This window comes from Acinetobacter sp. KS-LM10 (genome assembly GCF_036896575.1).
GTDB lineage: Bacteria > Pseudomonadota > Gammaproteobacteria > Pseudomonadales > Moraxellaceae > Acinetobacter > Acinetobacter avistercoris.
Genome location: NZ_CP145906.1, coordinates 1230640 through 1257566, shown reverse-complemented (window position 1 = coordinate 1257566; position 26927 = coordinate 1230640). Strand labels below are relative to the sequence as shown.

Sequence of the window (26927 nt, the reverse complement as noted above, 5' to 3'; positions counted from 1 at the left end):
GGTCATGGCTTTTATGGAACAACTATGGCACTAATCGTTCAAAAATATGGCGGTACTTCTATGGGTACTCCCGAGCGCATTTTAAATGTTGCTCGTCGTGTTAAGCGTTGGCATGATCATGGTCACCAAGTGGTGGTTGTGGTTTCAGCAATGAGTGGCGAAACGAATCGCCTGCTTGCTTTAGCCAAAGCCATAACCGAGACACCTGATCCTCGTGAAATTGACCAAATGGTTTCTACGGGTGAACAGGTAACGATTGCAATGTTATCGATGGCGCTTAACTCTATTGGTGTTGAAGCGAAGTCATTAACAGGTCGCCAAGTCGGACTTAAAACGGACAGCGCCTTTAATAAAGCACGTATTGAGTCTATTAATACGGATGTATTAACAGAAAACTTAAATGCTGGTCGTGTTTTAGTTGTTGCTGGTTTCCAAGGCTTTGATGAAAATGGCAACACGACTACACTGGGTCGTGGGGGCTCAGATACATCTGGTGTAGCGATTGCTGCTGCGTTAAAAGCCGATGAATGCCAAATTTACACAGATGTTGATGGTGTTTACACCACAGATCCACGCGTTGCACCTAAAGCCAAAAAAATTGATCGTATTTCTTTTGAAGAAATGCTCGAAATGGCATCTCTGGGTTCAAAAGTTTTACAAATTCGCTCTGTAGAATTTGCAGGGAAATATCAAGTCCCTTTACGCGTATTATCAAGTTTTGATAATGACAATGATGGCGCATTCGACGAAGACTTCAAAAATAACGTCGGCACTTTGATTACCACTGAAGCGGAAGATAATATGGAACAGCCAATTATTTCGGGTATTGCTTTTAACCGTGATGAAGCAAAATTGACTATTTTAGGTGTGCCTGATGAACCAGGTATTGCTTCTAAAATCCTATCGCCTATTAGTGCTGCCAACATTGAAGTGGATATGATCATCCAGAATGTTGAGGAAGATGGTACAACTGATTTTACCTTTACTGTAAATCGTACTGAACTTGCCAAAGCAAAAGCGATTCTCGAAGCAACTGCAGCAAAAATTGGTGCGCGTGAAGTGTCTACACGTGACAATATTGTAAAAGTATCGATCGTTGGTGTTGGTATGCGCTCACATGCAGGCGTTGCGAGCACAATGTTTACTTCACTTGCAGATGAAGGAATTAATATTTTAATGATCTCTACTTCAGAAATTAAGATTTCTGTGATCATTGATGAACGTTATTTAGAACTTGCCGTTCGTGCTTTACACACTGCATTTGGTTTAGATCGTGAAAGTGGTGAATCTAGCGTACGTGCATAATCACAATTCATAGTATTTTAGATACTATGAAGATGCATAAATATTATGAGCCACTATAGTTTTTTTTATAGTGGCTCTGTTATATTAGCCCAGAAGGTTTTTTGTAAGATTTAAATAGTCTTGTGACGAGATTGCATATTTCATCACAATTATCTGTTAAAATTTCTCGTAAATACCGAGGTTGTTGTTTCGCTTTTTGAAAAAACTATCGCAGGTTTAGCGTATAAGCAAGGAGATAAACATGCTGATTCTTACCCGTCGTGTCGGGGAAACATTAATGATTGGAGACCAAGTCAGTGTTACTGTACTCGGTGTCAAAGGCAATCAAGTACGTATTGGTGTAAATGCACCCAAAGAAGTATCAGTACATCGTGAAGAAATCTATCAAAGAATTCAACATGAACGTGCAATGCATGAACATTTGCAGCACTTAGATCAAGAATACCAACCATCTTTTGAAGAAGAGAATGCGACGGTGACGCAGAATGATTTTAATCGCTAAGATTTTAATGATTTTGGTACTAAAGCGGCTACTTAGCCGCTTTAAATTTATCTAAAACAATGATGAATAAGGCTTAATTGATTTAAATAATGTTCACTTTAGTCCAATAACCCCAATGCTTTCTTGACTGGGCCATAACTACGACGGTGTTCATTAATCACACCATGTAGTGCAATCGCCTCAAAATGCGCTTTTGTTGGATACCCCTTATGTTTGGCAAAACCATACTGAGGATATTTCTGATCTAACGCGACCATTTGACGATCACGAGTGACTTTCGCCAGAATACTTGCAGCAGAAATTTCTTGATGTATCGCATCCCCCCCAATGACGGCTTCACAACTCATCTCTAGACCGTGCACCAATTTATTTCCATCGACACGGACATGATCTGGACAAATATTTAAGGCTTCAACAGCACGTCGCATTGCAAGTAATGATGCCTGTAAAATATTAATGTCATCAATTTCTTCATGAGTCGCTTCAGCTATTGCCCATGCAATCGCTTTTTCTTGAATCTCAATAAACAGTTTTTCTCTTTTTTTCTCAGTTAATTTTTTAGAATCATTCAAGCCTTCAATCGGTCGGTTTGGATCTAAAATTACAGCTGCCGCAACCACAGCACCCACCAATGGACCACGTCCAGCTTCATCAGTACCCGCAATTAACATATCTCATTCCCAAAAAAAAGAGGCTGAAATATCAGCCTGCTCTTATTATATCAAGTGTTTACTTTACAGCTTCAGCTACACACGCATTAATCGTTTTTGTGACAACATTAGAAACGATGGTTGCACGTGCAGTTGGATCAATGGCTGCTGTTGCTAAATCTACAGTGGTAACACTTTGAGGTGCTTTTTCACTTACACAACCACAAATTTCTGTTTGGATATTATTTTTTTGATCTGTAGTCATCAACTTTGTTGCAGTCTGCCAAGCAGCAAGGTTATTTAACTCAGTGGTACATTTTGCATTAATGGCAATTTTAAGTGCTGCAGAACCCAATTGTTGAGTCGTGCTCGATGCAGTCGTTCCATTTTCTGTTGTACCTGTAGCACAAGCAGATAAAGCTAAAGCGATTGGCGCAAGTAATGCGATTAATTTTTTCACAATTTTATCCTTATCATATTTTCAACATGTAGCGGTATTTTGCCCAAAGTTCAAATATTAAGAAATATCTATTTGAGTAAAGCAGCCTAGATGCACACTTTGACAGCACTTATTGTTGCAGATTCTCAACACACTGTTCTATCCGATGTCTTACTTTCTTAATTCAGTTGCTTTAGCATAAGCCCAACAAAATAACAGAATCTTAAAATGAAAAATACCTCCCAGTATTACACGCGAACAGCACAAGTTTTACACTGGCTTATGGCGATTATCTTTATTTTGGCTTGGATTATTGGTTTTTATAGTGGTAACTTCTTGAGCTATGATGTCGATGGCAGTTTTAAAGGCGATGTGATTAGTTTGCATAAAAATATTGCCACAACTATTATCTTCTTGGTGGTTGTTCGTATTTTTTGGCGTTATACCCATCCTACTCCAGAGCTTCCCCACTCAATGTCCCCTGCGATGAAAAAAGCCGCGCATCTTGGGCATTTGGCACTTTATTTTATGCTGTTGGCCTTACCCATCACTGGTTGTTTATACAGTTGGAGCGTGGGCTACCCTGCACCCGTCCTTTATCTTTTCGATATTCCCGCTTTAATTGGTGAAAATCCTGCGGTTACCGCAATCGTGAAACCTTTACACATCTGGATTTCATGGGCAGCAGGTCTATTGTTAGTTGGCCATATTGCAGCGGCACTTAAGCATCACTTTATAGACAAAGATAATGTCTTAAACAGTATGTTGAAACGCGATAAATAAGAAACTCGACTTTTTGAGTCACTTATTTTATGTGAATAAAATTCATTTTAGTCATTAAAATTCGTTCTAAACATTCACTCAATACAGCACTATTTATCGATATCGATGATGGTGCTTTATTCTTTGCTCTGCAAAATACACGCTTTAACACTATTCAATACTGCTTTTTGAGTCACTTGTTTTTTTACCTCTTCATCCAGCATGGCACGAAGTAAATCCTTGCTGGGTATATAGGTAAGTGCATTTTCCGCAACACATTCACATACGTCTTGAGCAACTTGCTGTTTCTTCGATGTAGTCATTAAATAAGTACTGACCTTCCAGAGTTTAGATTGCTCTAATTCTTGTGCACATTGATTTTTAATGACTGGCTTCAGCATATTTTTTGCAACAGATGCATCACTACAACCCGCGATACAGCCAGCCAATACGATGATCGTTAAAACAAGTCTGAGACGATATTTCATGTTAAATCATTCTTTAGAGTAATCGATTTGAGAATACTGGGTTTGAGGATACTAAATTTGAGAATATTGGATTTGATAATATTATATTTTAAAAATACTGAGTGATTTAAACCCAAGCCAGAATACTTTTGACTTGGGTCATTTTTTATTTCAAAAACCTTTTAACCCACTTATACAGCAAGGGCCAAAATTTTATTTTTCCATGCTTGTTTTTCAGCATCTGAAATAAATGACGCTTCGAATGAGTTAATCGCTAATTGCTTAAGTTCATCCTCAGTTAAATCTAGCGCTTCAGTAATCGCAATAAAGTTATCATTCATATAACCGCCAAAGTATGATGGATCATCTGAATTAACCGTCACATGCACACCTTGCTGTAACAAACGACGAATATTATGCTCCGCCATATCTTGAACTACATGTAGCTTTAAGTTACTTAATGGACAAACTGTCAGGGGCATTTTTTCGAGAATCAATCGCTGCATAAGCACTGGATCTTCTTCTGAACGCACACCATGATCAATACGATTTACTTTTAATAAATCCAAAGCTTCCCAAACATATTCAGCTGGCCCTTCTTCACCTGCATGCGCAACAATCAAGAAACCTGCTTCACGTGCCTGAGCAAAAACACGCTCAAACTTCGATGGTGGATGACCGACTTCACTTGAGTCTAAACCCACACCAATAATATGATCTTTGAATGGTAAAGCTTGTTCTAAGGTTTTAAATGCAGCTTCTTCACTTAAGTGGCGTAAGAAACACATAATCAAGTGTGAGCTAATGCCCAGTTTTTCTTTGGCATCGTCGCAAGCACGTTTTAAGCCATTTAAAACCACTTCAAATGCAATACCACGATCAGTATGCGTCTGTGGATCAAAGAACATTTCTGTATGTACCACATGATCTTCAGCACATTTCTCAAAATATGCCCATGCTAAATCATAAAAATCTTGTTCATGAATCAGTACTGCGGCACCAGCATAATAGATATCTAAAAATGACTGTAAATTATGAAAATTATAGGCTTGTTTTACGTCTTCAACAGACTTGTATGGAATATCAATTTGATTTCGCTGAGCGATCGAAAACATGAGTTCAGGCTCAAACGTTCCTTCAATATGTACGTGTAATTCTGCTTTAGGTAATGCACGAATAAGCGCTAATTGCTTCATGTTCAATCCTCAAAACTGTCGTTAAAACTCTACTCAAAACCCTTATCAAAATGATAAAGAGATTCAAATTAAAAATTAAATAAAAAACAAAAACTCATTTTATAAAAAAGGGTGTAAACAGCGTTTACACCCTCAGCAACATTTGAGGGCTTAACCGCCATACATTGCAAATTTCAGAACCCAAAGCAGTGCAATAATCCAAACCATATAAGGAACAGTTTTTGCTTTACCAGTAAACAATTTTATTAATGCATAGCTAATAAAACCCATTGCGATACCATCGGCAATTGAATAGGCAAATGGCATAAAGATGATGGTCAAGAAAGCCGGTACAGCTTCTGTAATATCTTCCCAATCAATATTGGTAATACCTTGAATCATCAGTACACCAACAAATAACAATGCTGGAGCTGTGGCAAAACCAGGAACAGATTGTGCAAGTGGTGCTAAGAATAAACATGCCACAAATAACAAACCGACCACAACAGCAGTCAAACCCGTACGACCACCCGCTGCAACACCTGCAGATGATTCAATATATGGGGTTGTCGATGAAGTACCCAGTGCAGCACCTGCCACAATTGCGCTTGAATCTGCAAAAAGTGCTTTTTTCAAACGTGGTAATTTACCATCTTTAAGCAACCCAGCACGATGAGAAACGCCCACCAATGTTCCTGTTGAGTCGAATAAATCAACCAAAAAAAAGACAAAAATCACACCAATTAAGGATGCTGTAAATAAGCCTTCAAAATCCATTTGCATGAATGTTGGCGCCATAGACGGAATTGCACCAACAACACCTTTAAATTCATTCAAACCCAGTGCAGTCGCCAAGCCTGTGATGACCAAAATACTGATGATGATCGCACCACGTACTTTGAAGTGATGCATCACGACAACCATAAAGAAACCGAATAATGACAATAAGACTGTAGGTTCTTTTAAGTCACCCAAGCCAACAAATGTCGCTTGGTTTGCAACGATAATGCCTGAATTTTTTAACGCAACTAAGGCAAGGAACAGACCAATACCACCGCCGATAGCGAACTTCAACGACATAGGAATAGCATTCACAATCGCTTCACGGATTTTGAACATGCTAATCGCAATAAAGACTAAACCTGAAACAAATACAGCTGCTAAAGCTGTTTGCCATGGCACACCCATACCGATACAAACTGAATAGGTAAAGTATGCGTTCAAACCCATACCAGGTGCTAATGCGATTGGATAGTTTGCGATAATGCCCATGACCAAGCAACCGATGGCAGCAGCCAAACATGTTGCGACAAAGACAGCGCCATGATCCATCCCTGTTTCAGACAGAATCAAAGGGTTAACAATGATGATATAACACATAGTTAAGAATGTGGTTATACCCGCAAGAACCTCAGTTCTGAAAGTCGTTTTGTTTTCGCTTAATTTAAATAAGCGTTCTAGCAAACCCGTTGAGTTTGGATTTGTCATTGTCGAGCCCCTGCTTAAGTTTGAGCTAGTCGTAAAATTAATTTAGATCGTTTGTTTATGATTCACTGACCTAAATAGCCTGAATGAATCATTCAAAAAACATACCAAAATGACATTTCCGATAAATTGAATCTGAACTAAAAAAGCTGCATCTCAGCAGCTTTATTGAATGATTCAATTAAACAATTTTAAAGCGATGTGAAGATCACTCAAACTTGATTCAAAAGTATCGGAATTATTTAACAAATTATAACATACAGTTTCTATAATTTAAGCATCACTGAGCTTGTCTTCTCAGTTGAAGATTTCCCTTCATTTCACTAATCTCTTTAAATAGATTCGCTTAGCAAAATTTAAATTATTTCAGTTTTCAATGATTAAGTTTGGTTGGCTAAAATTTATCTATATATGGCTTTAAAATTTCGAAGATTTAACTTAGATATAAACTTAGTTTTTAAATATCTGATCTTAAAGATAAAGCATCAAAAAGATGGCTCTTTAATGAGAAAGCAGATGAAAGGACGAAAAGCCTTCAATTCTGCTTTGCACACTCATTCAAAATAGTGACTAAAACCTTTCAAATCGTTAAATTAAATAAAAAAGACGCTTTAATGGAGCGTCTTTTTTTGAAAATCTACAATTCATAGATTCATTTTATTATTCATTACATTTGTACCTGCTTGAATATTCTTTATGAATCAGCTCATTTCTCAGATTATTTATTAATTCATTACTCTGAATAATAAGTTGTTCTTTTCTTAGAAAACTTATCGAGTTGCTTTAAGAAACCCTCAAAATAGCTTTTTTCTTTTTCATCAGTTCGATAACCTGCATATAACGTTCGACGTAAACCATTTTCAGAAACACAGTTTAAACGACGTGAAGTCACCCAGCCTTTTTGTTCATATTCATTTACGACCCAATCGGGTAAAGCTGCTACACCTCGCCCACTCGCTACCAATTGAATGAGCATTTGAGTTAAATCAGTTGTGCGTATTTTTTTGGGTAAAATATTTGCAGGTATAAACAATTTCGCCATGATATCCAGACGATGCTTGTCCACTGGATAGGTAATTAACGTCTCTTCTGCCAAATCCTCAATAGTGACGTGTTCAGCACGAACGAAAGGATGGGTATTAGACAATACTAATCGAGACTCATATTCAAAAATCGGGAAATACTCAATCCCTTTTAACGCAATAGGATCTGCGGTAATCAATAAATCGAATTCACTATTTTGTAGAAGCTCATGCGGATTTGATTCAAACCCTGATGCAAAATCTAAATCAACATCTGGATATTGATGTCGGTATTGATTTAATAACGGCATTAACCAATCAAAACAACTATGACATTCTGAAGAGAAAATAATTCGTCCAGTCTGACCATGCACAATACGGGTAATATCAGTTTGTGTAATTTGAACTTGTGGCAAAACATCATCTGCAAGCTTGAGTAGACGTTGGCCAACATTTGAAAAACTGACTGGACGACTACGACGATTGACGACTTCTACCCCATACCACTGATCTAATTCTCGCAGTTGGTGTGAGATTGCAGAAGGTGTTAAACACAAATCATTGGCTGCAGAAACCAACGAACCATGTTCGCGCAAAGCAGTCAGTGTTTTTAAATGGCGAAGTTCTAGCATAAACAGCACAAAAAGTTGAATATAATTCACTATAACATAAATTTAGTGATTCAAATTCACAACTACATTAATCGATACTGTTCTATCAGGATAGTATGATTTTATTCTGGTGATGAATTCTAGTTATCTACTTTCAATATTTATTTTAAGCATTTAATTCAGTTATTTATTAGAAATCTTTTATTTTGATTATTTTAAATAAGTTTATAGCTAAATTACTCAGAAATCCCTCTTCATAAAAAGGAGATCGATAAAAAGGGAATCTCTGAGTAAAAAAAGTGAACTTAAGCTGTTAGGTTTGCAAATTTAGCACGTGCGCCATGTAGCTTTTTATAGCTATCGATCAGACGTAAATGACGATCTAAACCTTCAAGTTGCATACTGGTTTCTGTTAACCCATAGAAACGAATACTGCCTTCTACAGAACCTAACGCAGCTGCCATACGTTCGTGACCAAACATACGACTGAAATTAGCGCTGTAGTCTTCAAGCTCCATCTCATCATCTAAAGTCACTTCAAGTACCACATTTAAGCATTGGTAAAATAGGCCTCGCTCAACCGTATTGGTATTATATTGCAAGTAGGTTTCGACTAACTCTTTAGCTTCATCAAATTGATTTAAAGCTAGATGAATCAAGAGCTTTAATTCTAAAATGGTCAACTGCCCCCACACGGTATTGTCATCAAACTCAATGCCAATCAAAGTGGTAATGTCGGTATAAACATCGACGTCGACATCTTCCAAACGTTCCAACAACGCTTCTAAACTTTCATCATCTAAACGATGTAAATTTAAAATATCTTCACGGAACAACAAGGCTCTATTGGTATTGTCCCAAATCAGGTCTTCAACCAAATAAACTTCTGAATAACCCGGCACTAAAATACGACAAGCTGTGGCACCTAAATGCTCATAGACCGCCATATAGACTTCTTTATCCATGTCTTTCAGAATACCAAATAATGTCGCGGCTTCTTCAGCATTCGAGTTTTCACCCTGCCCTGAAAAATCCCATTCCACAAAATCATAGTCAGATTTGGCACTGAAGAAACGCCATGACACGACACCACTCGAATCAATAAAATGCTCGACATAATTATTCGGTTCAGTCACCGCATGACTTTCAAAAGTCGGCTTAGGTAAATCATTCAGTCCTTCAAAGCTACGACCTTGCAATAGCTCCGTCAAACTGCGTTCCAATGCAACTTCTAAACTTGGATGCGCACCGAATGAAGCAAATACTCCGCCTGTACGTGGATTCATTAAAGTCACACACATCACAGGGAACTTTCCACCCAATGACGCATCTTTAACGACGATAGGAAAACCTTGCGCTTCAAGACCTTGAATACCTGCAAGAATGCTTGGATATTTTTCCAGAACAGCTTGTGGCACATCTGGTAAAGTGATTTCACCTTCCAAAATTTCACGTTTTACAGCACGCTCAAAAATCTCTGACAAGCACTGTACTTGCGCTTCAACCAAGGTATTACCGGCACTCATCCCATTACTTAAATATAAGTTTTCAATTAAGTTCGATGGGAAATATACCACTTCACCATCAGATTGACGGACAAAAGGCAGTGAACAAATACCCCGCTCAGTATTACCCGAGTTGGTATCGTATAAATGCGTACCCAGCAACTCAGCATCTGGATTATAAATCTCTAAGCAGTATTCATCGAGAATTTCTGCTGGCAACGCACCTTTCGGACCTGGCTGAAACCATTTTTCATCTGGATAATGTACAAATGCAGCCTGAGCAATGTCTTGACCCCAAAACTGATCGTTATAAAAGAAGTTACAGTTTAGGCGTTCAATGAACTCACCCAAGGCCGAAGCTAGGGCGCTTTCTTTGGTTGAACCTTTACCATTGGTAAAACACATTGGCGCTTGTGCGTCACGAATATGCAAAGACCACACGTTCGGTACAATATTTCGCCATGATGCTATTTCTATCTTCATGCCCAAAGATGCCAAAATCGCAGACATATTGGCAATCGTTTCTTCGAGGGGTAAGTCTTTACCTAAAATATGCGTCACGTTGTCTGAAGCCAGACTTGGCATCAATAAAGCTTGTGCATCAGCATCAATGCTTTCAACCTGTTCAATCACAAACTCAGGACCCGTTTGGACGACTTTTTTTACTGTACAACGTTCAATCGAACGTAAAATGCCTTGACGATCTTTATCAGAAATATCAGCAGGAAGTTCAACCTGAATTTTAAAAATTTGGTTATAGCGATCTTCAGGATCCACAATGTTATTTTGTGAAAGGCGAATATTATCTGTGGAAATATTACGTGTTGAACAATACAACTTCACAAAATAAGCTGCACACAAAGCAGATGATGCGAGAAAATAATCGAAGGGTCCCGGTGCTGAACCATCGCCTTTATAACGAATAGGCTGATCGGCGATTACCGTGAAGTCGTCAAACTTGGCTTCAAGCCGAAGGTTGTCGAGAAAATTGACCTTGATTTCCATGCTACTACCTAATCCGTCTTTTCCGTATTACGGATCAGACATTAACTTTAAATAAGGGTGGTTTACGCGCTGCATAGAGTCTCTAGACTATTTAATAGAATCACTAGACTCATTCATAGGATCACTAGACCAAAATGACAGCGCTAAACAGATCGGTAATCTTACAGAATTATTGTGTTGAATTGATGATTTTTCGCGATCTTTAACATTTAATTGCTCAAACTGAGCAAAAAATGCGATGCCTAAATGCATGGCCCTAGTCTGTAGATCCTATATGCTTACTCGCTCAGGACTTATTTACTCAGAATTACAAGTGAAAAGAATAACTCAAATTTCTGAATAATTTTTTAAACTTCATTTCCAGTTAAATAATCAATCAACAAGCGAATTCTTTTCGGCATATATTCATTTTTCGCATAGACCAAGTTCAGCTGATGCTCTTGATAACCCGCCACATCCAAATCCGCGGCAACTAAAGTTTGATTGGATAAATACTTTTCAATCGCAGCATAAGGTTGATAAATCACACCTAAATGTGCCAAGGCAAAATCAATTAAGATTAATCCATTATTGCTTTGGGTATTGCCTGAAATAGCCACGTTTTGTTGTTGGCTAAAGTACCAAACTTGAGTTCCCGCAATTGCAGACTCAGTACAACCCAAGCAATTGTGCTGACTTAAATCCGCCAACAGCTTAACTTTTCCGTACTTTTGCCAATACTCAGGAGTCGCGGCCACCACCATCTGCACCTGATTGAGTAAAGGTCGTGCAATCAAAGAAGGCTCAATATTCATTCCAAAACGTACCAAAAGATCGAGTTTATCTTTAACGAGATCTGAGCGTTGATCATTGACTTCAACTTCCAACTCAATATTCGGATAACGCTGTTGAAAAGCACCTAATTTGGGTAATAAATAATGTTGGCCCAATACACTCGGCATAGCTAAGCGAATCTTGCCTTGTAATTCATTCTGGTCACGTAATAAATTAGTTTCAGCATCTTTTATTTCACGTAAGATTTTTTCACAGGTATGTAAATACTCTACCCCACTTTGCGTCAGTTCTAATCGGCGTGTACTGCGATGCAACAACTTTAATTGCAGCTGTTGTTCTAAGCGCTGGATATGCTTGGTCGCCATGGCCGCTGAAATTTGATGTTCTTCAGCCGCACGAATAAAACTTCCTGCATGAGCAACACTGACAAAAATTTGCATACTGGCGAGTTTATCAAACACAATTATTCACTATAAGTAAATTATCTATACATTATTATAGTAATTATTCATTCACTATAAAAGACTATACTTTTTACATTACTTAGATTCTTAAAAAGGAACACAGCAATGCATATTTCATTAACAGGTAAAACCGCTTTAGTCACTTCAGCAACCTTAGGAATCGGCTTTGCCATTGCACAAGGACTGGCAGAAGCAGGTGCTGAGGTCGTCATCACAGGTCGCGATCAGCAAAAAATAGAACATGCCATTGCTCAACTTAAAAACAATGTACCTAACGCAAAAATCCGTGGTTTTGCTTTTAATGCTGCAACACAAGAAGGTTGCCAACAGATCATTCAAGCAGTGCCTGAAGTTGATATTCTGATTAATAATTTAGGTATATACGGCGTTTGCGAATTTAGCGCGATTAGCGATGAACAATGGTTCGAGTTTTTTGAAACTAATATAATGAGCGGTGTCCGTTTAAGCCGTCACTATATGAAAGGTATGCAAGCGAAAAACTGGGGCCGGATTCAGTTCATTTCGAGTGAATCTGCCTTTAATATTCCTGCCGATATGATTCATTACGGTATGACCAAATCTGCAATGCAAGGTGTTTCGCGTGGTTTGGCCAAAGCTTTGGCTGACAGCAATGTGACGGTAAATACTATTTTACCTGGACCGACCAAAACTGAAGGCGCGATCACCATGATTAAGAATATTGCTTTGGAGCAAGGTTTATCAGAGGCAGACGCTGAGAAATACTTTATACAGACCCATCGCAATTCAAGCATTATTCAACGTTTCACTGAACCTAGAGAAATTGCCAATATGGCGGTTTATATTGCTTCAGAACAAGCAAGTGCGACTACAGGTGCAGCGCTACGTGTTGAAGGAGGTATTATTGACAGTATTCACTAATACCTCGTTTGTATTAAGTTTGAATTAAAAACAAATAAGGTCAGTTCATAAACAATGCTGGCCTTTTTTTGGCCTAGGTGAAATCAAATTATTTTTCTATTCTGACTATATTTTCAAATATGGATTTAGACATAGCTTCATATACTGGTTCAAACATAGACTCATCTATGCATTCAGATATAGATAGAGCCATATAAAATATTCAGGCATAAAAAAATCGGTGCTTATGCACCGATTTTTCATTTCAACAATAAACTAAAACAAAAGTTTAGATTGTTTCAAGCGCAGCATTCAAAGTCGAACTTGGACGCATAACAGCATCAACTTTAGCTGGATCAACGGCATAATAACCACCGATATCAGCAGCTTTGCCTTGAACAGCAGCAAGCTCAGCAACGATTTTTTCTTCGTTTTCAGCTAAAGTTTTAGCAAGTGGTGCAAACTTCGCTTTAAGCTCAGCATTTTCGTCTTGAGCTGCAAGTGCTTCTGCCCAAAACTTAGCCAAGTAGAAATGGCTACCACGGTTGTCTAGTTCACCAGTACGGCGTGATGGAGACTTGTCATTATCCAACAATTGACCAGTCGCTTGATCAAGCGTTTTCGCCAATAGTTTCGCTTCAGCATTGTTTTCTTTAATGCCCATTTCTTCTAAAGAAACAGCCAATGCCATGAACTCACCGAGTGAATCCCAACGTAAATGGTTTTCTTCAACCAATTGTTGTACGTGTTTAGGTGCTGAACCGCCTGCACCAGTTTCGTACATACCACCGCCAGCCATAAGCGGAACGATAGACAACATTTTAGCTGAAGTACCCAATTCCATAATTGGGAATAAGTCTGTTAGGTAATCACGTAGAATATTACCCGTTACAGAAATCGTATCTAGACCACGCGCAACACGTTCAAGTGTAAAGCGCATAGCACGTACTTGAGACATGATTTGAATATCTAAACCGTCAGTGTCATGATCTTTCAAGTATGTTTCAACTTTTTTGATCAATTCATTTTCGTGTGGACGGTACGGGTCAAGCCAGAAGATAGCAGGCATGCCAGAGTTACGCGCGCGTGTTACCGCAAGTTTCACCCAGTCACGAATCGGCGCATCTTTCACCTGACACATACGCCAGATATCGCCTTCTTCAACGTTTTGTGACATCAACACTTCGCCAGTTTCAAGATCAACGATGTTTGCAACACCCGCTTCAGTGATCTCAAAAGTTTTGTCGTGTGAACCGTATTCTTCAGCTTTTTGCGCCATCAAACCAACGTTAGGTACAGTACCCATTGTTTTTGGATCGAAGTTACCATTCCACTTACAAAAATTGATCATTTCTTGGTAGATACGTGCGAAAGTTGACTCAGGCATAACTGCTTTACAGTCATAAGGTTTGCCGTCAGCACCCCACATTTTACCACCACCACGGATCATTGCAGGCATTGAAGCATCTACAATAACGTCGTTTGGTGAATGGAAGTTGGTGATGCCTTTTGCAGAATCAACCATCGCTAAAGCTGGACGGTGTTCTTGACAAGCGTGTAAATCAGCGATGATTTCTTCACGTACAGATGTCGGTAAAGTTTCGATCTTTTCATAAAGACCAGCCATACCGTTGTTCACGTTCACGCCAAGTTCATCAAACAACTTACCGTGCTTTTCAAATGCATCTTTATAGTAAATTTTCACACAGTGACCAAATACGATCGGGTGTGAAACTTTCATCATCGTTGCTTTTACGTGTAATGAGAACAAAATGCCTGCTTCACGGCAATCTTCTAGCTCTTTCTCATAGAAGTCGCAAAGTGCTTTCTTGCTCATGAACATTGAGTCGATGATTTCACCGTCTTGAAGCGCAACTTTTGGCTTAAGAACAATGCTTTCACCCGATTTCGTGACGAGTTCCATCTTGACATCACGTGCACGATCAAGCGTCATCGATTTTTCGCCATGGTAGAAGTCGCCTTCATCCATATGAGAAACGTGAGTTTGTGACCATTGCTTCCACTCGCTCATTGAATGCGGGTGTTTTTTCACATAGTTTTTAACTGCAGCAGGTGCACGACGATCAGAGTTACCTTCACGCAATACTGGGTTTACAGCAGAGCCTAGGCACTTGCTATAACGTACTTTAATTGCTTTTTCTTCTTCCGTTGCTGGATTTTCAGGATAATCAGGGATTGCATAGCCTTTAGACTGAAGCTCTTTAATACAAGCAGTCAACTGACCTACTGAAGCACTGATATTTGGAAGTTTAATGATATTCGTATCTGGATCTTGTGTAAGACGACCAAGCTCTGCAAGTGTGTCTTCAACTTTCTGATCATCGCTTAAGTATTCTGCGAATTCTGCAAGCACACGTACTGCTACAGAGATGTCACTTTTAACAATCTCAATGCCAGCCGGCTTAGTAAAGGTCTCAATGATCGGTAGCAACGAGTAGGTCGCTAACAATGGCGCCTCATCAGTCAGTGTGTAAATGATTTTTGACTTTCCACCAGCCATAAATAGCCCCTTGCTTTAGATTGAGTTTTAGGACCGAGTTTTTGACTCGGTCACTACGAACCGATTTACTTAAATTAAACTTTGAGAGTTTAGGTGCATCGCACCTCAGTTCATGCAATATCAATAATTATTGCAAAAAAACTGAAAATTAATCTTCATCTTCATTAGTCTTTTCACTAACCTCTATAGTCTACGTGAAATTTAGCCTTTTTTCGAATCGATTCACATGTTCCGGAGGATCTTCACCGAAATGACACAAGCTAAAAAAAAATTAAAATACCAACTTAAAAATAATGATTATATTAATAATTTCAATATCTTACGTGTAAAAATTTCAATTAAAACTGTTTATTGATTAGACGATAGAATTCACACTATTGATGCGCCAATTCCTAATTACATGTTGGGTATCAAGTAAATAAATTATTAGATAACCGTTTTTTAGAGAATTCACAAAATCTAAAACATCAAATTCAAATTTATTGAGAAATTATTAGATCATCATTTAGTCTCTTCACATCACTTTCACACTGCGCTGTTTAGAGTAAGTTCATCGTTTTCAAATGGACAGTGAATATGAAACATACAAAAAAAATTGTAGTGGCTGCCCTTACACTGCCGTTAATTTGGCTTTCAGGTTGTAAAACCGTGCCGAGCTACTCTTCAGATTATCAACAAGCGCGTAATACGATTCAAGGTGTCATGCTCAATGATGCAAGCGCCCTCGATATTGGAACGCGATTTACCTCGACCTTCGATACTTTAGGTACGCCAGAATTTGTAGAAAAAGCCAGTACACTTTATGAAAAACAGCTTTATATCAATGATACGCTTTCTCAGTTTTCTTCACGTGATAATTTAGTCGAACATTTCAAAGGGATGAACAAGCGTGTGAGTAATGTCACCGTGAAGTTATTGAACACTTCATATCATAAAGATTCTGCCTATGTACATTGGTCCATGGCTTATGATTTTAAAATGTTTGGCACCACTCGAACCATGGCTTCACATGGAATCAGTGAAATGAAAATTAATGAAAATAATAAAATCATCTTCCAGCAAGATTTCTGGGATCCAGCTGATGGTTTATTCCGTGCATTACCTTATGTCGGAGGTGCTTACTCATGGGTACTGCCTTTCAAAAAATCACCATAAGTTTAAGCATATTGATGGCATCTGCTGTCAGTATGCCCCTCTTTGCTAAAACTGAAAATCAGTGTGGCACGGGTGAATTATTGGTGAGTAAAAAAACAGTCGGAACGGCGACCTACACCGCTGAGAATTGCAATCAATCTTGGAAAGGCCAAAATATTCAAATGGATTTTAGCTACACAGAGAATATTCCTGAATGGGCATTTAAACGTGCAGCAACGCATTTTTTAAAGAAGAACGTCAGTAACTTGAAAAATGATTCTGCTCTAAATCAAGTCACTGCGCTTTATCGACCTGTTAAAAAAGGTGATGTGTATCGTTTATCCTATGTTCATTCGAGCCAGACATTAACATTATCTTTGAACAATCGTGTGCTCGGGAAAGTTCAAGATCCTCAAATCCAGCAATATTTTACAATTTGGCTCGGTGATTCCCCATTTAGTGCTAAATTAAAACAACAATTATTAAATTAAGTGCAGAAACAATCGTTATGTCCAAGCATTTTATCCTCATGGTCGAAGATCACTACGAACTTGCCTCTACGGTATGCGAATTTCTAGAGGAGCATGATTTCGTAGTCGATCATGCACGTAACTTAGAGGCGGCTCGTCATTTACTCAAACAACGCCCCTATCATGTATTGCTGTTGGATATCAATCTGCCAGACGGCTCAGGTTATGACCTGTGTGAATGGCTACGTCAACAGGAAAGTATGGATATTCCTGTATTGATGCTGACTGCACGTGACACTTTAGATGACAAACTGAAAGGCTTTAAGTCTGGTACAGATGATTACTTGGTTAAACCTTTTGACTTCAATGAATTAGTCATGCGTATCAAAGCATTGATTAAACGTTCTATGGGTGAGGTTTCAAACCGTCAATTGAAAATTGCTGACTTGGTGTTGGATCCTGCGCTTCAATATGTGAGTCGAGCAGGTCAAAGTATTGAATTACCGCCAATCCAGTTTAAATTACTTAAACTACTCATGCGTAATACTCCCAAGGTTCTGACTAAACAAGAAATCATGATGGAACTTTGGGGCGATGAAGAACCTGAAAGTGATGCTCTAAGAAGTCATATTTATAATTTACGTAAAATCGTGGATAAACCTTTTGATCAGAAGCTCATTCAAACGGTTTCAGGCGTGGGATTAAAAATTGCTCTAGAAAGTTAAATGAATCTTTCCTGTATTAAAATCATGACTAGACTTCTTTCTTCAATCAAACTTCAATCAAAAAAGCTCATTGAGCAGCAATCATTTAATTTGCAAAAACGCCTTTCACTCTGGGACATAACGAAGACTTAAAAATTCCTTCTTCCTTTGGGAAAATGTGAGGATAAGGGAGCTTTCATGATGGTTTTTTGTTTGAGTAATGACTTATGAAAGAAGTCGACTATTCATAGTTAAAACATCTATAGATCTTAATGAGAACTTAACGAGATTTTAATTTAGATAGACCACCACGATTAAGCCGGTGGTGTAAGCTAAATTTACATCATTATGTGTATGTAAATAATATTGGCGATCAAACAATTCAACACGCCAACCCAATTGCTTACAGAGTTTTTGAACCAGCTGTAAGCCGATACCATGCCCTTTGACATCCACTGGCAATTGACGCTCGGATAGCTCCTGTACTTTTACATCATTCGGTAATGGCATTCCCACCCCATTGTCTGCAATGAGCACCTTATTTTTTTGCAAAATAACGTCAATTTTAGATCCCTGCGAATAATTTAATGCATTCCGTAAAATATTACCGAACACCATTTTTGTCATTGAGGGATAAATTTTACGTCTTTGCTCATCAGGGTCAGCTTTTAAAGCAATTTGAATTCCTTTGAGCTCACTGGAGCTATTCAAATCTTGCACCAAATTATCTAGAAACTTAGAGAGTACGGCTTCTTCAGCCATCAATGTATTGGTGGTATTACGTGCGATCGCCAATAATGTATCTACTAAAAGTTGCATATCCTCAATGGTATTATGCAACCGCGTAAAAGATTTGGTCTCGCCATAACGTGCCTGACACAGTTGTACGTTACCTTTTAAAATCGTTAATGGGGTTCTGAGCTCATGACTCACATCCCCTGTAAACTCACGTTCCCGATTAATAAAACCACTCAAAACCTGATGATATTTTTCCAAGGCTTGTTTTAAATATTCAGCTTCCATATTGGAATCAGTACTGATGCCTTGAAAAGGAGAAGCTTCTTTATTTTGATGTTCCCAATCAATATTATCCAATGCATTGGCTAAACGAGTAATGGGAGAGAAAAATCGTCGTGCTCTGCGGTTCCACCACCACAAAAGGCTATACAGTACAAATAGACTCACCATGAGTGGTGCAAGGCCAAACAACCAAACTAATTTATTGACATTACTCTCACCAAACACCAAAAACACATGTTGGCCATTACGCTCTCCATACACAGTCATTCGGTCTTTGCCATCCACAAAATGGCGACTGACCCCCTCATTCAAATGCATATTTTGTAATTGCGCGGGTGCTTCTTTGTCCCATCGATAGCCATATAAATTTTTGGTGTCAGGCAAATCAGCATTAGGATTGCGCTCAATACGTTCCCAATAGTGCGCCATTTCCTGTTCCAGTGCTGTTTTGAGCAAAGTCCCTTTGATGACCCATGCACTACAGGTAATACCGATAACAATTGATAATGCAATTAATCCAATTTGTAGCCAATAATATCGATTAAAGACCTCACCTAAGGGATGAGCGCGTTTTTCGCGAAACAGCTTGAACATAGACCCATCTCTTTGGTGAACTTTAAAGTTAATGCGATAATAAGCTTATACGGCGTTATTTTTAAATAAAAAATGACCAATAACCCATTCACGCCCCTGATCAAGACCAAATAACTCAGCACAAGCCATAAAGAAAATACGCCAGCGCTGCCACCAAGCTGCTGCATCTTTGCCATAGGTTTTTTCAAACAGCGGTTTAAGCGTTTTAGCCTGCTGATCCATCTTGACTAACCATGCATTTGCAGTACGTTCATACGCTTGGCCTGACCACTGCCAATGTTGCTCTAGTTTTAAATGATCTTGAAAATGTAAAAATGTCGATGCTGCGGGCATTAAACCGCCACTAAAGAAATACTTCGACATCCAATCATATTCATTTTTAATTTCAAATGGATAATGTAGGAATCGATGACAAAAAATATGACACCACAGTAGCCCTTCAGGTTTAAGCCAGGTGCTGATTTTTTCGAACAACTTTTGATAATTGCGCACATGCTCAAACATTTCGACGGAAACTACACGATCAAAAGACGCTGCTTCCAGTTCCAACACATTGACGTCACAGGTAATAACCTTCAAATTCTTAAAATCACGCAACTTCGCTTGTTCTTGAATATGCGCTCGTTGTGTAGCCGAGTTTGATACCACGGTAATGTTCGCTTTTGGATAGTGCTCTGCCATCCATAGACTCAGTGAACCCCACCCACAACCTATTTCCAGAATATCCTGACCATCTTTTAATTGTGCTCGTTCACAATAAGTGGCTAAGGCAAACTCTTCAGCTTGGTCCAGTGTTGTCGCATCAGTATTAAATAAACTGGCACTATATTTTAATCGCTTACCCAATACTGCCTGAAAAAACTCAGTGGGCAGTTCGTAATGTTGCTCATTGGCTTTGTCTGTTTCGATCGCAATTTCACTGCTTTTAAGCATCTGCAAAACGTCCATATAACGTTTTGCAGCGAGTTCAGGTTCGAAGCGGCCTTCTTGAGTAAGACGCTTTTTGCTTAAGCCTCGAATTGCAGCACGTATCGCTTGATCGGGTACTTTGCCACTTTCGACAAATTTTAAAGTCTGTTGAATCATAAAATCCATGTGTTTACCTACTCTTTGGGTTGCCACGGAATAAACATTGATGTTCGTCGTTGATAATCTTTATAATTGTCGCCACGGTGCGCCAAGGCTTGTTGTTCACTAAAAGGAATACCCGTAACGTAATATAAAAATAACCACATCAAAATCGGATAGAACCAAAGGCCATATACACCCGCCGCTAAGCCAATAATTGGATAAGCAAACCAGTGCAACCATTCAAAAAAATAATTGGGATGACGTGAATATCGCCATAAACCCTGATCCATGGTTTTGCCTTGATTGTTTGGATCTTGTTTAAAACGATACAATTGATGATCTGCTAAACTTTCACCTATAAATGCCAGCAGCATAATGATTGCTGCTAAAACAAGGCTATAAACTGTCCAATCATTCCATTGCTCTACAGGCACACTTAGCAATAACAACATCGGATAAGAGAACAGAACAATTAACCCTGCTTGGAATAAAAAGAACGCCAAGAAACCCAAATGTTGAAATTTACCCATTGCGCGACGCATATTGGCATAACGCGTATCTTCTTCACTTTCATGGTAATAACGACGTAGTAAGTGCCAAGATAATCGTAGAAACCAAATACCACTTGCGAGTCCGATGAACACGCGAACCAAGAGTGGCGCAGTATCCAACAAGACCGATGCTAAAATCACATTGAGCGCTATTCCAAAAGCCCAAATAACATCGACCAAACCTGCTCGTTTGTTAAAACTCACCCAGAGCCAACCACACAGCATGATCAAAACATCGAGCCAAATTAAATCTAGCAATTGCAAATTCATGAGCGTTCGATACTCCCTTTTCGTCGCATTCTTAGTTCAGCATGCTTTATTCAGCACTCACAACTGAGCCTTAATACGAACTTGCCTCAAATAAAAGATGGACATCACTAATCACACCTTCTTTAAAACCACCTTCGCAATAACATAAATAGAAATCCCACATTCGAATAAAATCTTCATCGAATCCAAGCTCGAGTACACGGTCACGCTGTTCAAGGAAAAGTTGACGCCAGCAATGCAAGGTTTGTGCATAGCTTTGCCCAATATCCTCAAGGTGTTTCAGGCGTAATTGTTGTTCTGAAGCTGCTTGAGTCATGACGCTAATACATGGGATAAAGCTGCCTGGGAAAATATAGCGCTTAATATAATCAATTGTTTTTAGCGCTTTTTCATAGCGAGCATCTTCAATGGTAATCGCTTGAATAAGTGCAAGACCATTTGGTTTTAGAAGTTGGCGGCATTGTTTGAAATAGGTTGATAAATATTGCTCACCCACTGCTTCAATCATCTCGATTGAAACCAATTTATCGTATTTACCTTCAAGTAAACGATAGTCTTTCAATTGGATTTCAACACGGTGAGCAAGTCCAGCTGCTTCAACTCTTTTTATTGCTTCGTCATATTGAGCTTGGGAAATGGTAATGGTCGTGACTTTACAGCCATAATGTTGTGCAGCATAAATCGCAAACCCACCCCAACCACTGCCAATTTCAACCAAATGATCCATCGGTTGTAGCTGGAGTTTTTGACAAATTAATTCTTTTTTATAATCCGACGCCTGCTCTAAAGTCATCTCAGGATCTTTAAATACTGCACTCGAATACATCATGCTTGGATCTAGAAATAATTTAAAAAAATCATTGCTCAAGTCATAGTGTTCTGCAATATTTTTACGACTTCCCTCTATGGAGTTCTTACGACTGCTATACCACGCTTTTAAAAACAATTGACTGGTTTTAGAAAATACGTTTTGATTCATACGATCGAGCACATCACGATTGCGTGCTAATATCTGAACCACTTCGACCAAATTTTCACTGGTCCAATAACCCCGTATAAAACCCTCTGCAGCACCCAAAACACCATTACGGAATAATAATTCAATCAGCTTTTTATCGTGAACGTGAATGACCGCTTTTAAATCCGTATTGTCCCCAACATTACCGCTCCAAACACCTTTAAAAATGATTTGGCCATGACGTAATTTCAATAAATGACGTAATACTAAGGGAAGTGAATCTGATTCACTCATTACAAGTGTCTTCATAATTTTGTCTTTCCATTCTCTTTTTTAGGGTGCCTATAAAAAGGAATTTTCTTCTTCCATAAACGAAAGGCATTTAAATAAATCCCTGTCACCATTTTGAATGGTTCCAGTACATTTGAAATAGCATAATGACTGAGTTGTGAAGGAAGTGTGATTGGCTGTAATGAAAATCGCATGGTTGCATCAAACTGTAAAATTTCCGCTTGAAACAATTGCATATGGATGACATTTTGCTGTTCTGAAAAGCTAAATCGCCATCGATAATCCATATCCATAGGCATGAATGGAGAAACATGAAACTGTTTTTTAAAATCGAATTGATGCATTTGATAAGGCTCATTCAGTACTGCATTATTCAGACAGTCATGTACATAAACCGTGCGTTCATTCCAAGGCGTGTTGGTGATTTCACTTAACACAAAGCGTGGTTGCTGATCGTGATCAAAAACAATATAAAAAACTACTGAATTAAACCGAAAACCCAACGTACGGGGCAAAGCAATCACTCTGATTTGAAAGTCTTCAACAAGCGTAAAATCCATTTTCTCAAGCAAGATACTTTGAATTTTTTCTCGAATACTGCCTGATGCCATCGTTAAGAAATCATCTGCATGAATCGATAACACATTCCAACGCTGGGTGGACCACAACCACGATTTTTGACTCAGTGCATCGATTTGATCAGGATCAAAACATAGATAGTTGAGCTGCGCCGAAAACTCATGAGACTTCGGCAAATAACGGCGATGCCGAATACTGCTCTGAGCAATAGCGAGTCCATACCTATGCATCATTTTCTCCTATGCCACAGCTTGCGAAACTCTGAGTATGTCATCGACCACCCACGAAGCGCTACGTGCACCATCCTCATGAAAACCCCAACCCCAATAAGCACCACAATATGAGCTACGATTTTGCCCATTGATTTCGTGCCAGCGAGATTGAGCGTCAATCGCTTTGGCATCAAATACAGGATGACGATAGTGCCTTTCGACTAAGACACACGCTGGATCAATATGAAAATTAGGATTCAAGGTTGAAAAAATTTGCGTATTACATTTCAAGTTTTGCAGCTTATTCATCCAGTAAGTAAAGCCATAGTGAATTCGCGAGGTTTGAAATGGTGTGACATAAGGTGAATGACTCTGCGTGACATGAACATGCCAACTTGCCCACTGCCGTTTCGATTTAGGCATAATTTGCTGATCATGATGGACCACCATACGATTGTTCTGGTAGCTAAAATGACCCAAAATATCCTGTTCAAGTGCTGTAGGATCTTGAATTAATTCAAGCGTATCATCAGCATGACTGGCAAAAACCACCCAATCGAATCGTTCTGTACCCTGCTCAGTCTCAATTAACACATCTTGTTTTGAGCGTGTAACTGCTGTGACGCCTATTTGCTTAAAGTGAATATTTTTTGCTTGCGCTTGAATCGCTCGAACATAGGTTGAAGATCCCCCTTTGACGGTTTGCCATAACGGACGATCTTTGAGTTGTAACATTCGATGATGTTGAAAAAAACTCACCACAAATTTATAGGGAATTTTACCCGCTTGTTCTATTGGGCAGGACCAGAGTGCACCACACATCGGGTACAAATGTTCTTGACGAAAGGCTTCACTATATCCATTGTCATCCAGATACTCTTCAATGCTTAAATCAGCATTAAAATGACTCACATCTAGATCTTTATTGGCTGCATAAAATTTAAATAAATCCGACAACATCACTCGAAAGTCGGCTTTAAAAAAATTTTGCGGTCGACATAACAGTGAAAACTTTTTAGAGGGATTGTATTGTAAGCCTGAAACTTGATTATTAACTGAAAAGCCCATATCACTGCTTTGTACTTCGACGCCAAGTTCAGTAATCATTTGGCTAAACAAAGGATAATTATGGTCATTAAAAACAATAAAGCCGCTGTCTACAGAAACATTATCACCTTCAATATTGAGCTCATGTGTATCCGTATGACCACCAAAATAATGATTTTTTTCAAATACAGTGACTTCATGTATTTGACTCAATTTCCAAGCCGCATACAGTCCAGAAATACCAGAACCGATAATGGCAATTTTCATCATACTTCCCCAGATTGATTATTTTTAGCTGCTGTATTGCTCTTCATCGTTTTTTTGAGCTTTTTAGCGACAGAAATTTTGCTGTCTTCATAAGCCCGTGCGGGTATGGGTTTCATGCCCCAAACAAGACCAATCCATGACATCATTTTCAATATGTAATAGGTCATATCGATTTGCCACCAATAAAAACCTTGACGTGTACTGCCTGCATAATAATGATGATTATTATGCCAACCTTCACCTAAAGTAATAATCGACAAGAATAAATTATTTCGACTCTGATCTTTTGTATCAAAGTCACGCTGACCATAAAGATGTGCCAATGAATTAATGCATAAGGTTGCATGAATAAGCAGCACTGTGGATACCACAAAACCCCAAACTAAAAGTTGCAAACCCGATGTGCCCAGTTGAGGATAAGCAACCGCTAACCACTCTCCGCATAAATATATTGCGCCCGCAGTCAGGAGTACCACCAGCATACTAAAGCGGTCTAACCAAATCAGTTCTGGATATTTCAGCCAATCCTTAATCACTTCTTTACGCGTGGCAAAGTTATAGTCATTTAAAAACCAGCCAATATGGCTGTACCAAAACCCATGTGTAGATGAATGCGGATCTTGCTCGGTGTCGGTAAAACGATGATGATAACGATGATGTGCCGCCCACCATAAAGGCCCACGTTGTGCGCTCATGGTTCCGATCAAGACAAAGAAAAATTGGACAAAGCGAGAAGTTTGAAAGCTTTTATGAGATAAATAACGATGAAAAAATGCAGTAATTGAAAACATGCGAATGAGATAAAATGCGATCATAAAACCAATCGCAAACCAAGATATCCCCACCCAAAACACAGCCAAACATGCCAAATGCAATAAAATAAATGGAACAATCCTCAGCCATTGGATTTTTGCATTTTCAACTGAGGTAGCCTCTACCGATGCAGGTATTGACCAGCTATCTACCCATCGCATCAGACTATTCAACATGGATAATTCCTAATCTCAAATTGTTATATTCATTTAAATTAGTTTAGCGCTGAAAAGATGAATTTTATGTGAAGCAACATAAAAAAGCCGAACTGAAATACTCTCAGCTCGGCTTAAAAACAAAAATTCTTAGAAATTAACGTTGTTGAGGCGTTTTAATCAACTTTTCAACATCGTAACCATATTTTTTAGCAGTGTCTAAATAAGACTGGTAGATTGCATCGTCAATTTGAGCTTCGCGTGACAAGATCCATAGATATTTATCACTTGGTCCACCGACAAGTACAACTTTGTAATCTGGATCTATACGTAGAACCCAGTAATCACCCTTGGTAAATGGCAACCATCTAAGGCCTTTAGGTAAGAAACTTACTTTAAGTTTGCTATTACCCTCATTTTGAGAATATGCCACACCTTCAGAACTGATCTTGCCACCATCTGCAGTGCTACAACTATTCAGAACAGAAATCGTTTTATCAGGATTCAAACCATATTGAGCTGTTGTATTTGCAACACATTTACGTTGAAAATACATCGGCAAATGTGCAATTTCATACCACTTACCCACATACTGCTGAATATCAATTTTATCAACTGCTTGCGGAGCAACTGTCCCAGCTTGAGTTGGCATCAATTCAGCTTGTGTCGTCATAGATAGTGTTAAACTACTGAATACCAGTGCAGTACCCGCAAATATTGATTTCAATGCTGTATTCATATTTTTTATATCCAATATGGTTGATCTAATATTAAATCTGTTACTAATATACTTTTTTGACTGTGAATAAAGCGTGAAGCCTCGATTTTTTAATTCGTCCTCAAATATTTATACATCAATACAAAGAATGAAAAATAACTTCAAAAAAGCATTCTAAATAATTAAAAACCATTAAATCTGGTCATCAATCATTCTCTAGCACCGTTCTTGAACTAAAATTTGAAGTCTTTAATATTGAATGTTTTGTCTTACGACCTGCCACTCTTTTTCGCCATAACTGAAAGCTACTACGCTTCAGATGAGCCCGCATGAGAACAATGACCTCCCTTTCATTTACCCCATATTCACGCTGAATAGCCTCAAAAGGAACCTCGTCCTCCCAAGCCATTTCAATTATTCGTGATAAATCACCCGCATTAAAGGATGTTAAATTCGTCACTTGTCCAACCTCTATAAAAACATACGTATAACCAAACGGTATTTAAA

Annotated in this window: 25 protein-coding genes; 7 read left to right on the top strand and 18 right to left on the bottom strand. The window is 38.6% G+C overall.

The window, feature by feature from the left end:
* Positions 1-24 precede the first annotated feature (24 nt).
* Positions 25-1305 (top strand): aspartate kinase, encoded by a 1281-nt coding sequence (locus V5M36_RS05745; RefSeq protein WP_338562937.1) that lies wholly within the window; start codon positions 25-27, stop codon positions 1303-1305.
* Between the two features lie 241 nt (positions 1306-1546).
* A complete protein-coding gene (gene csrA, locus V5M36_RS05740; protein WP_338562934.1) occupies positions 1547-1807 on the top strand; it encodes a carbon storage regulator CsrA in 261 nt (86 codons plus the stop codon).
* Between the two features lie 98 nt (positions 1808-1905).
* Here csrA and rnhB read toward each other — a convergent pair whose 3' ends face one another.
* Both rnhB and V5M36_RS05730 read right to left on the bottom strand, forming a co-directional pair.
* On the bottom strand, positions 1906-2478 hold the full coding sequence (gene rnhB / locus V5M36_RS05735) for a ribonuclease HII (RefSeq protein WP_338562931.1): 573 nt from the start codon (positions 2476-2478) through the stop codon (positions 1906-1908).
* Positions 2479-2536: 58 nt separating this feature from the next.
* Positions 2537-2917 (bottom strand): hypothetical protein, encoded by a 381-nt coding sequence (locus V5M36_RS05730; RefSeq protein ID WP_338562929.1) that lies wholly within the window; start codon positions 2915-2917, stop codon positions 2537-2539.
* A 207-nt stretch (positions 2918-3124) separates the two neighbouring features.
* Between V5M36_RS05730 and V5M36_RS05725 the strand changes: the two genes are divergently transcribed.
* Complete coding sequence (locus V5M36_RS05725; protein WP_338562927.1) at positions 3125-3679, top strand: cytochrome b; 555 nt, start codon at positions 3125-3127, stop codon at positions 3677-3679.
* Positions 3680-3795: 116 nt separating this feature from the next.
* Here the strand turns inward: V5M36_RS05725 and V5M36_RS05720 are convergent, their stop codons facing one another.
* The 6 genes from V5M36_RS05720 to V5M36_RS05695 all read right to left on the bottom strand — a co-directional run bounded on the left by V5M36_RS05720 (position 3796) and on the right by V5M36_RS05695 (position 12163).
* Positions 3796-4146 carry a hypothetical protein gene (locus V5M36_RS05720; RefSeq protein ID WP_338562924.1) on the bottom strand — a complete coding sequence of 117 codons (351 nt, stop codon included), beginning with the start codon at positions 4144-4146 and terminating at the stop codon, positions 3796-3798.
* A gap of 170 nt (positions 4147-4316) precedes the next feature.
* Positions 4317-5321, bottom strand: coding sequence for an adenosine deaminase (locus tag V5M36_RS05715; RefSeq protein ID WP_338562922.1), 1005 nt, complete (start codon positions 5319-5321; stop codon positions 4317-4319).
* A gap of 150 nt (positions 5322-5471) precedes the next feature.
* Entirely contained in the window at positions 5472-6788 is a 1317-nt protein-coding gene (locus V5M36_RS05710; RefSeq protein ID WP_338562920.1) for an NCS2 family permease, read from the bottom strand.
* A 730-nt stretch (positions 6789-7518) separates the two neighbouring features.
* Positions 7519-8439 carry a LysR family transcriptional regulator gene (locus V5M36_RS05705; RefSeq protein WP_338562918.1) on the bottom strand — a complete coding sequence of 307 codons (921 nt, stop codon included), beginning with the start codon at positions 8437-8439 and terminating at the stop codon, positions 7519-7521.
* Between the two features lie 284 nt (positions 8440-8723).
* Positions 8724-10928, bottom strand: coding sequence for an OsmC domain/YcaO domain-containing protein (locus V5M36_RS05700; protein WP_338562916.1), 2205 nt, complete (start codon positions 10926-10928; stop codon positions 8724-8726).
* A gap of 347 nt (positions 10929-11275) precedes the next feature.
* Positions 11276-12163, bottom strand: a complete 888-nt coding sequence (locus tag V5M36_RS05695; RefSeq protein WP_338562914.1) for a LysR family transcriptional regulator — start codon at positions 12161-12163, stop codon at positions 11276-11278.
* 108 nt (positions 12164-12271) lie between these two features.
* On the opposite strand from V5M36_RS05695, the gene V5M36_RS05690 reads away from it, so the two are divergent.
* Positions 12272-13066: an SDR family NAD(P)-dependent oxidoreductase gene (locus V5M36_RS05690; RefSeq protein ID WP_338562912.1), complete on the top strand. Its 795-nt coding sequence runs from the start codon at positions 12272-12274 to the stop codon at positions 13064-13066.
* Positions 13067-13334: 268 nt separating this feature from the next.
* Here the strand turns inward: V5M36_RS05690 and V5M36_RS05685 are convergent, their stop codons facing one another.
* On the bottom strand, positions 13335-15566 hold the full coding sequence (locus tag V5M36_RS05685; protein WP_338562910.1) for an NADP-dependent isocitrate dehydrogenase: 2232 nt from the start codon (positions 15564-15566) through the stop codon (positions 13335-13337).
* A 576-nt stretch (positions 15567-16142) separates the two neighbouring features.
* Here V5M36_RS05685 and V5M36_RS05680 point away from each other — a divergent pair.
* Genes V5M36_RS05680 through V5M36_RS05670 form a run of 3 tightly spaced genes read left to right on the top strand, consistent with a single transcriptional unit; the run spans position 16143 to position 17895 of the window.
* Positions 16143-16721: a DUF2358 domain-containing protein gene (locus V5M36_RS05680; RefSeq protein ID WP_338562908.1), complete on the top strand. Its 579-nt coding sequence runs from the start codon at positions 16143-16145 to the stop codon at positions 16719-16721.
* On the top strand, positions 16691-17191 hold the full coding sequence (locus V5M36_RS05675; protein WP_338562906.1) for a chalcone isomerase family protein: 501 nt from the start codon (positions 16691-16693) through the stop codon (positions 17189-17191). The genes V5M36_RS05680 and V5M36_RS05675 overlap by 31 nt, the downstream gene beginning before the upstream one ends.
* A 17-nt stretch (positions 17192-17208) precedes the next feature.
* Positions 17209-17895 carry a response regulator transcription factor gene (locus V5M36_RS05670; protein WP_338562904.1) on the top strand — a complete coding sequence of 229 codons (687 nt, stop codon included), beginning with the start codon at positions 17209-17211 and terminating at the stop codon, positions 17893-17895.
* A gap of 270 nt (positions 17896-18165) precedes the next feature.
* Here V5M36_RS05670 and V5M36_RS05665 read toward each other — a convergent pair whose 3' ends face one another.
* The 9 genes from V5M36_RS05665 to V5M36_RS05625 form a co-directional block, all read right to left on the bottom strand.
* Complete coding sequence (locus tag V5M36_RS05665) at positions 18166-19488, bottom strand: sensor histidine kinase (protein ID WP_338562902.1); 1323 nt, start codon at positions 19486-19488, stop codon at positions 18166-18168.
* A 45-nt stretch (positions 19489-19533) separates the two neighbouring features.
* The gene (locus V5M36_RS05660; RefSeq protein ID WP_338562900.1) at positions 19534-20583 is read right to left on the bottom strand and encodes an SAM-dependent methyltransferase; all 1050 of its coding nucleotides are present in this window, start codon (positions 20581-20583) and stop codon (positions 19534-19536) included.
* Positions 20584-20591: 8 nt separating this feature from the next.
* Positions 20592-21380, bottom strand: a complete 789-nt coding sequence (locus V5M36_RS05655) for a DUF1295 domain-containing protein (RefSeq protein ID WP_338562898.1) — start codon at positions 21378-21380, stop codon at positions 20592-20594.
* 70 nt (positions 21381-21450) lie between these two features.
* A complete protein-coding gene (locus V5M36_RS05650; protein ID WP_445206309.1) occupies positions 21451-22647 on the bottom strand; it encodes a class I SAM-dependent methyltransferase in 1197 nt (398 codons plus the stop codon).
* Entirely contained in the window at positions 22644-23438 is a 795-nt protein-coding gene (locus tag V5M36_RS05645) for a DUF1365 domain-containing protein (RefSeq protein WP_338564062.1), read from the bottom strand. The genes V5M36_RS05650 and V5M36_RS05645 overlap by 4 nt, the downstream gene beginning before the upstream one ends.
* 9 nt (positions 23439-23447) lie before the next feature.
* Positions 23448-24734, bottom strand: coding sequence for an NAD(P)/FAD-dependent oxidoreductase (locus V5M36_RS05640; protein WP_338562895.1), 1287 nt, complete (start codon positions 24732-24734; stop codon positions 23448-23450).
* Positions 24734-25723, bottom strand: a complete 990-nt coding sequence (locus V5M36_RS05635; RefSeq protein ID WP_338562893.1) for an acyl-CoA desaturase — start codon at positions 25721-25723, stop codon at positions 24734-24736. Before V5M36_RS05635 ends, V5M36_RS05640 begins: the two co-directional genes overlap by 1 nt.
* Before the next feature lie 136 nt (positions 25724-25859).
* On the bottom strand, positions 25860-26441 hold the full coding sequence (locus V5M36_RS05630) for a lipocalin family protein (protein ID WP_338562891.1): 582 nt from the start codon (positions 26439-26441) through the stop codon (positions 25860-25862).
* Positions 26442-26625: 184 nt separating this feature from the next.
* Positions 26626-26829, bottom strand: coding sequence for a TIGR03643 family protein (locus tag V5M36_RS05625; RefSeq protein WP_338564059.1), 204 nt, complete (start codon positions 26827-26829; stop codon positions 26626-26628).
* Between the last annotated feature and the right edge of the window lie 98 nt (positions 26830-26927).

Excerpts from the sequence above, each read along its gene's own strand:
- V5M36_RS05745 (WP_338562937.1), top strand. The coding sequence starts at position 25 with ATGGCACTAATCGTTCAAAAATATGGCGGTACTTCTATGGGTACTCCC.
- V5M36_RS05690 (WP_338562912.1), top strand. The coding sequence starts at position 12,272 with ATGCATATTTCATTAACAGGTAAAACCGCTTTAGTCACTTCAGCAACC.
- V5M36_RS05670 (WP_338562904.1), top strand. The coding sequence starts at position 17,209 with ATGTCCAAGCATTTTATCCTCATGGTCGAAGATCACTACGAACTTGCC.
- V5M36_RS05630 (WP_338562891.1), bottom strand. The coding sequence starts at position 26,441 with ATGAATACAGCATTGAAATCAATATTTGCGGGTACTGCACTGGTATTC.
- V5M36_RS05660 (WP_338562900.1), bottom strand. The coding sequence starts at position 20,583 with ATGGATTTTATGATTCAACAGACTTTAAAATTTGTCGAAAGTGGCAAA.
- V5M36_RS05700 (WP_338562916.1), bottom strand. The coding sequence starts at position 10,928 with ATGGAAATCAAGGTCAATTTTCTCGACAACCTTCGGCTTGAAGCCAAG.
- V5M36_RS05710 (WP_338562920.1), bottom strand. The coding sequence starts at position 6,788 with ATGACAAATCCAAACTCAACGGGTTTGCTAGAACGCTTATTTAAATTA.
- rnhB (WP_338562931.1), bottom strand. The coding sequence starts at position 2,478 with ATGTTAATTGCGGGTACTGATGAAGCTGGACGTGGTCCATTGGTGGGT.
- V5M36_RS05725 (WP_338562927.1), top strand. The coding sequence starts at position 3,125 with ATGAAAAATACCTCCCAGTATTACACGCGAACAGCACAAGTTTTACAC.
- V5M36_RS05635 (WP_338562893.1), bottom strand. The coding sequence starts at position 25,723 with ATGTTGAATAGTCTGATGCGATGGGTAGATAGCTGGTCAATACCTGCA.
- V5M36_RS05645 (WP_338564062.1), bottom strand. The coding sequence starts at position 23,438 with ATGCATAGGTATGGACTCGCTATTGCTCAGAGCAGTATTCGGCATCGC.
- V5M36_RS05675 (WP_338562906.1), top strand. The coding sequence starts at position 16,691 with ATGGGTACTGCCTTTCAAAAAATCACCATAAGTTTAAGCATATTGATG.
- V5M36_RS05640 (WP_338562895.1), bottom strand. The coding sequence starts at position 24,734 with ATGAAAATTGCCATTATCGGTTCTGGTATTTCTGGACTGTATGCGGCT.
- V5M36_RS05650 (WP_445206309.1), bottom strand. The coding sequence starts at position 22,647 with ATGAAGACACTTGTAATGAGTGAATCAGATTCACTTCCCTTAGTATTA.
- csrA (WP_338562934.1), top strand. The coding sequence starts at position 1,547 with ATGCTGATTCTTACCCGTCGTGTCGGGGAAACATTAATGATTGGAGAC.
- V5M36_RS05685 (WP_338562910.1), bottom strand. The coding sequence starts at position 15,566 with ATGGCTGGTGGAAAGTCAAAAATCATTTACACACTGACTGATGAGGCG.
- V5M36_RS05720 (WP_338562924.1), bottom strand. The coding sequence starts at position 4,146 with ATGAAATATCGTCTCAGACTTGTTTTAACGATCATCGTATTGGCTGGC.
- V5M36_RS05655 (WP_338562898.1), bottom strand. The coding sequence starts at position 21,380 with ATGAATTTGCAATTGCTAGATTTAATTTGGCTCGATGTTTTGATCATG.
- V5M36_RS05625 (WP_338564059.1), bottom strand. The coding sequence starts at position 26,829 with ATGGCTTGGGAGGACGAGGTTCCTTTTGAGGCTATTCAGCGTGAATAT.
- V5M36_RS05680 (WP_338562908.1), top strand. The coding sequence starts at position 16,143 with ATGAAACATACAAAAAAAATTGTAGTGGCTGCCCTTACACTGCCGTTA.
- V5M36_RS05705 (WP_338562918.1), bottom strand. The coding sequence starts at position 8,439 with ATGCTAGAACTTCGCCATTTAAAAACACTGACTGCTTTGCGCGAACAT.
- V5M36_RS05715 (WP_338562922.1), bottom strand. The coding sequence starts at position 5,321 with ATGAAGCAATTAGCGCTTATTCGTGCATTACCTAAAGCAGAATTACAC.
- V5M36_RS05665 (WP_338562902.1), bottom strand. The coding sequence starts at position 19,488 with ATGTTCAAGCTGTTTCGCGAAAAACGCGCTCATCCCTTAGGTGAGGTC.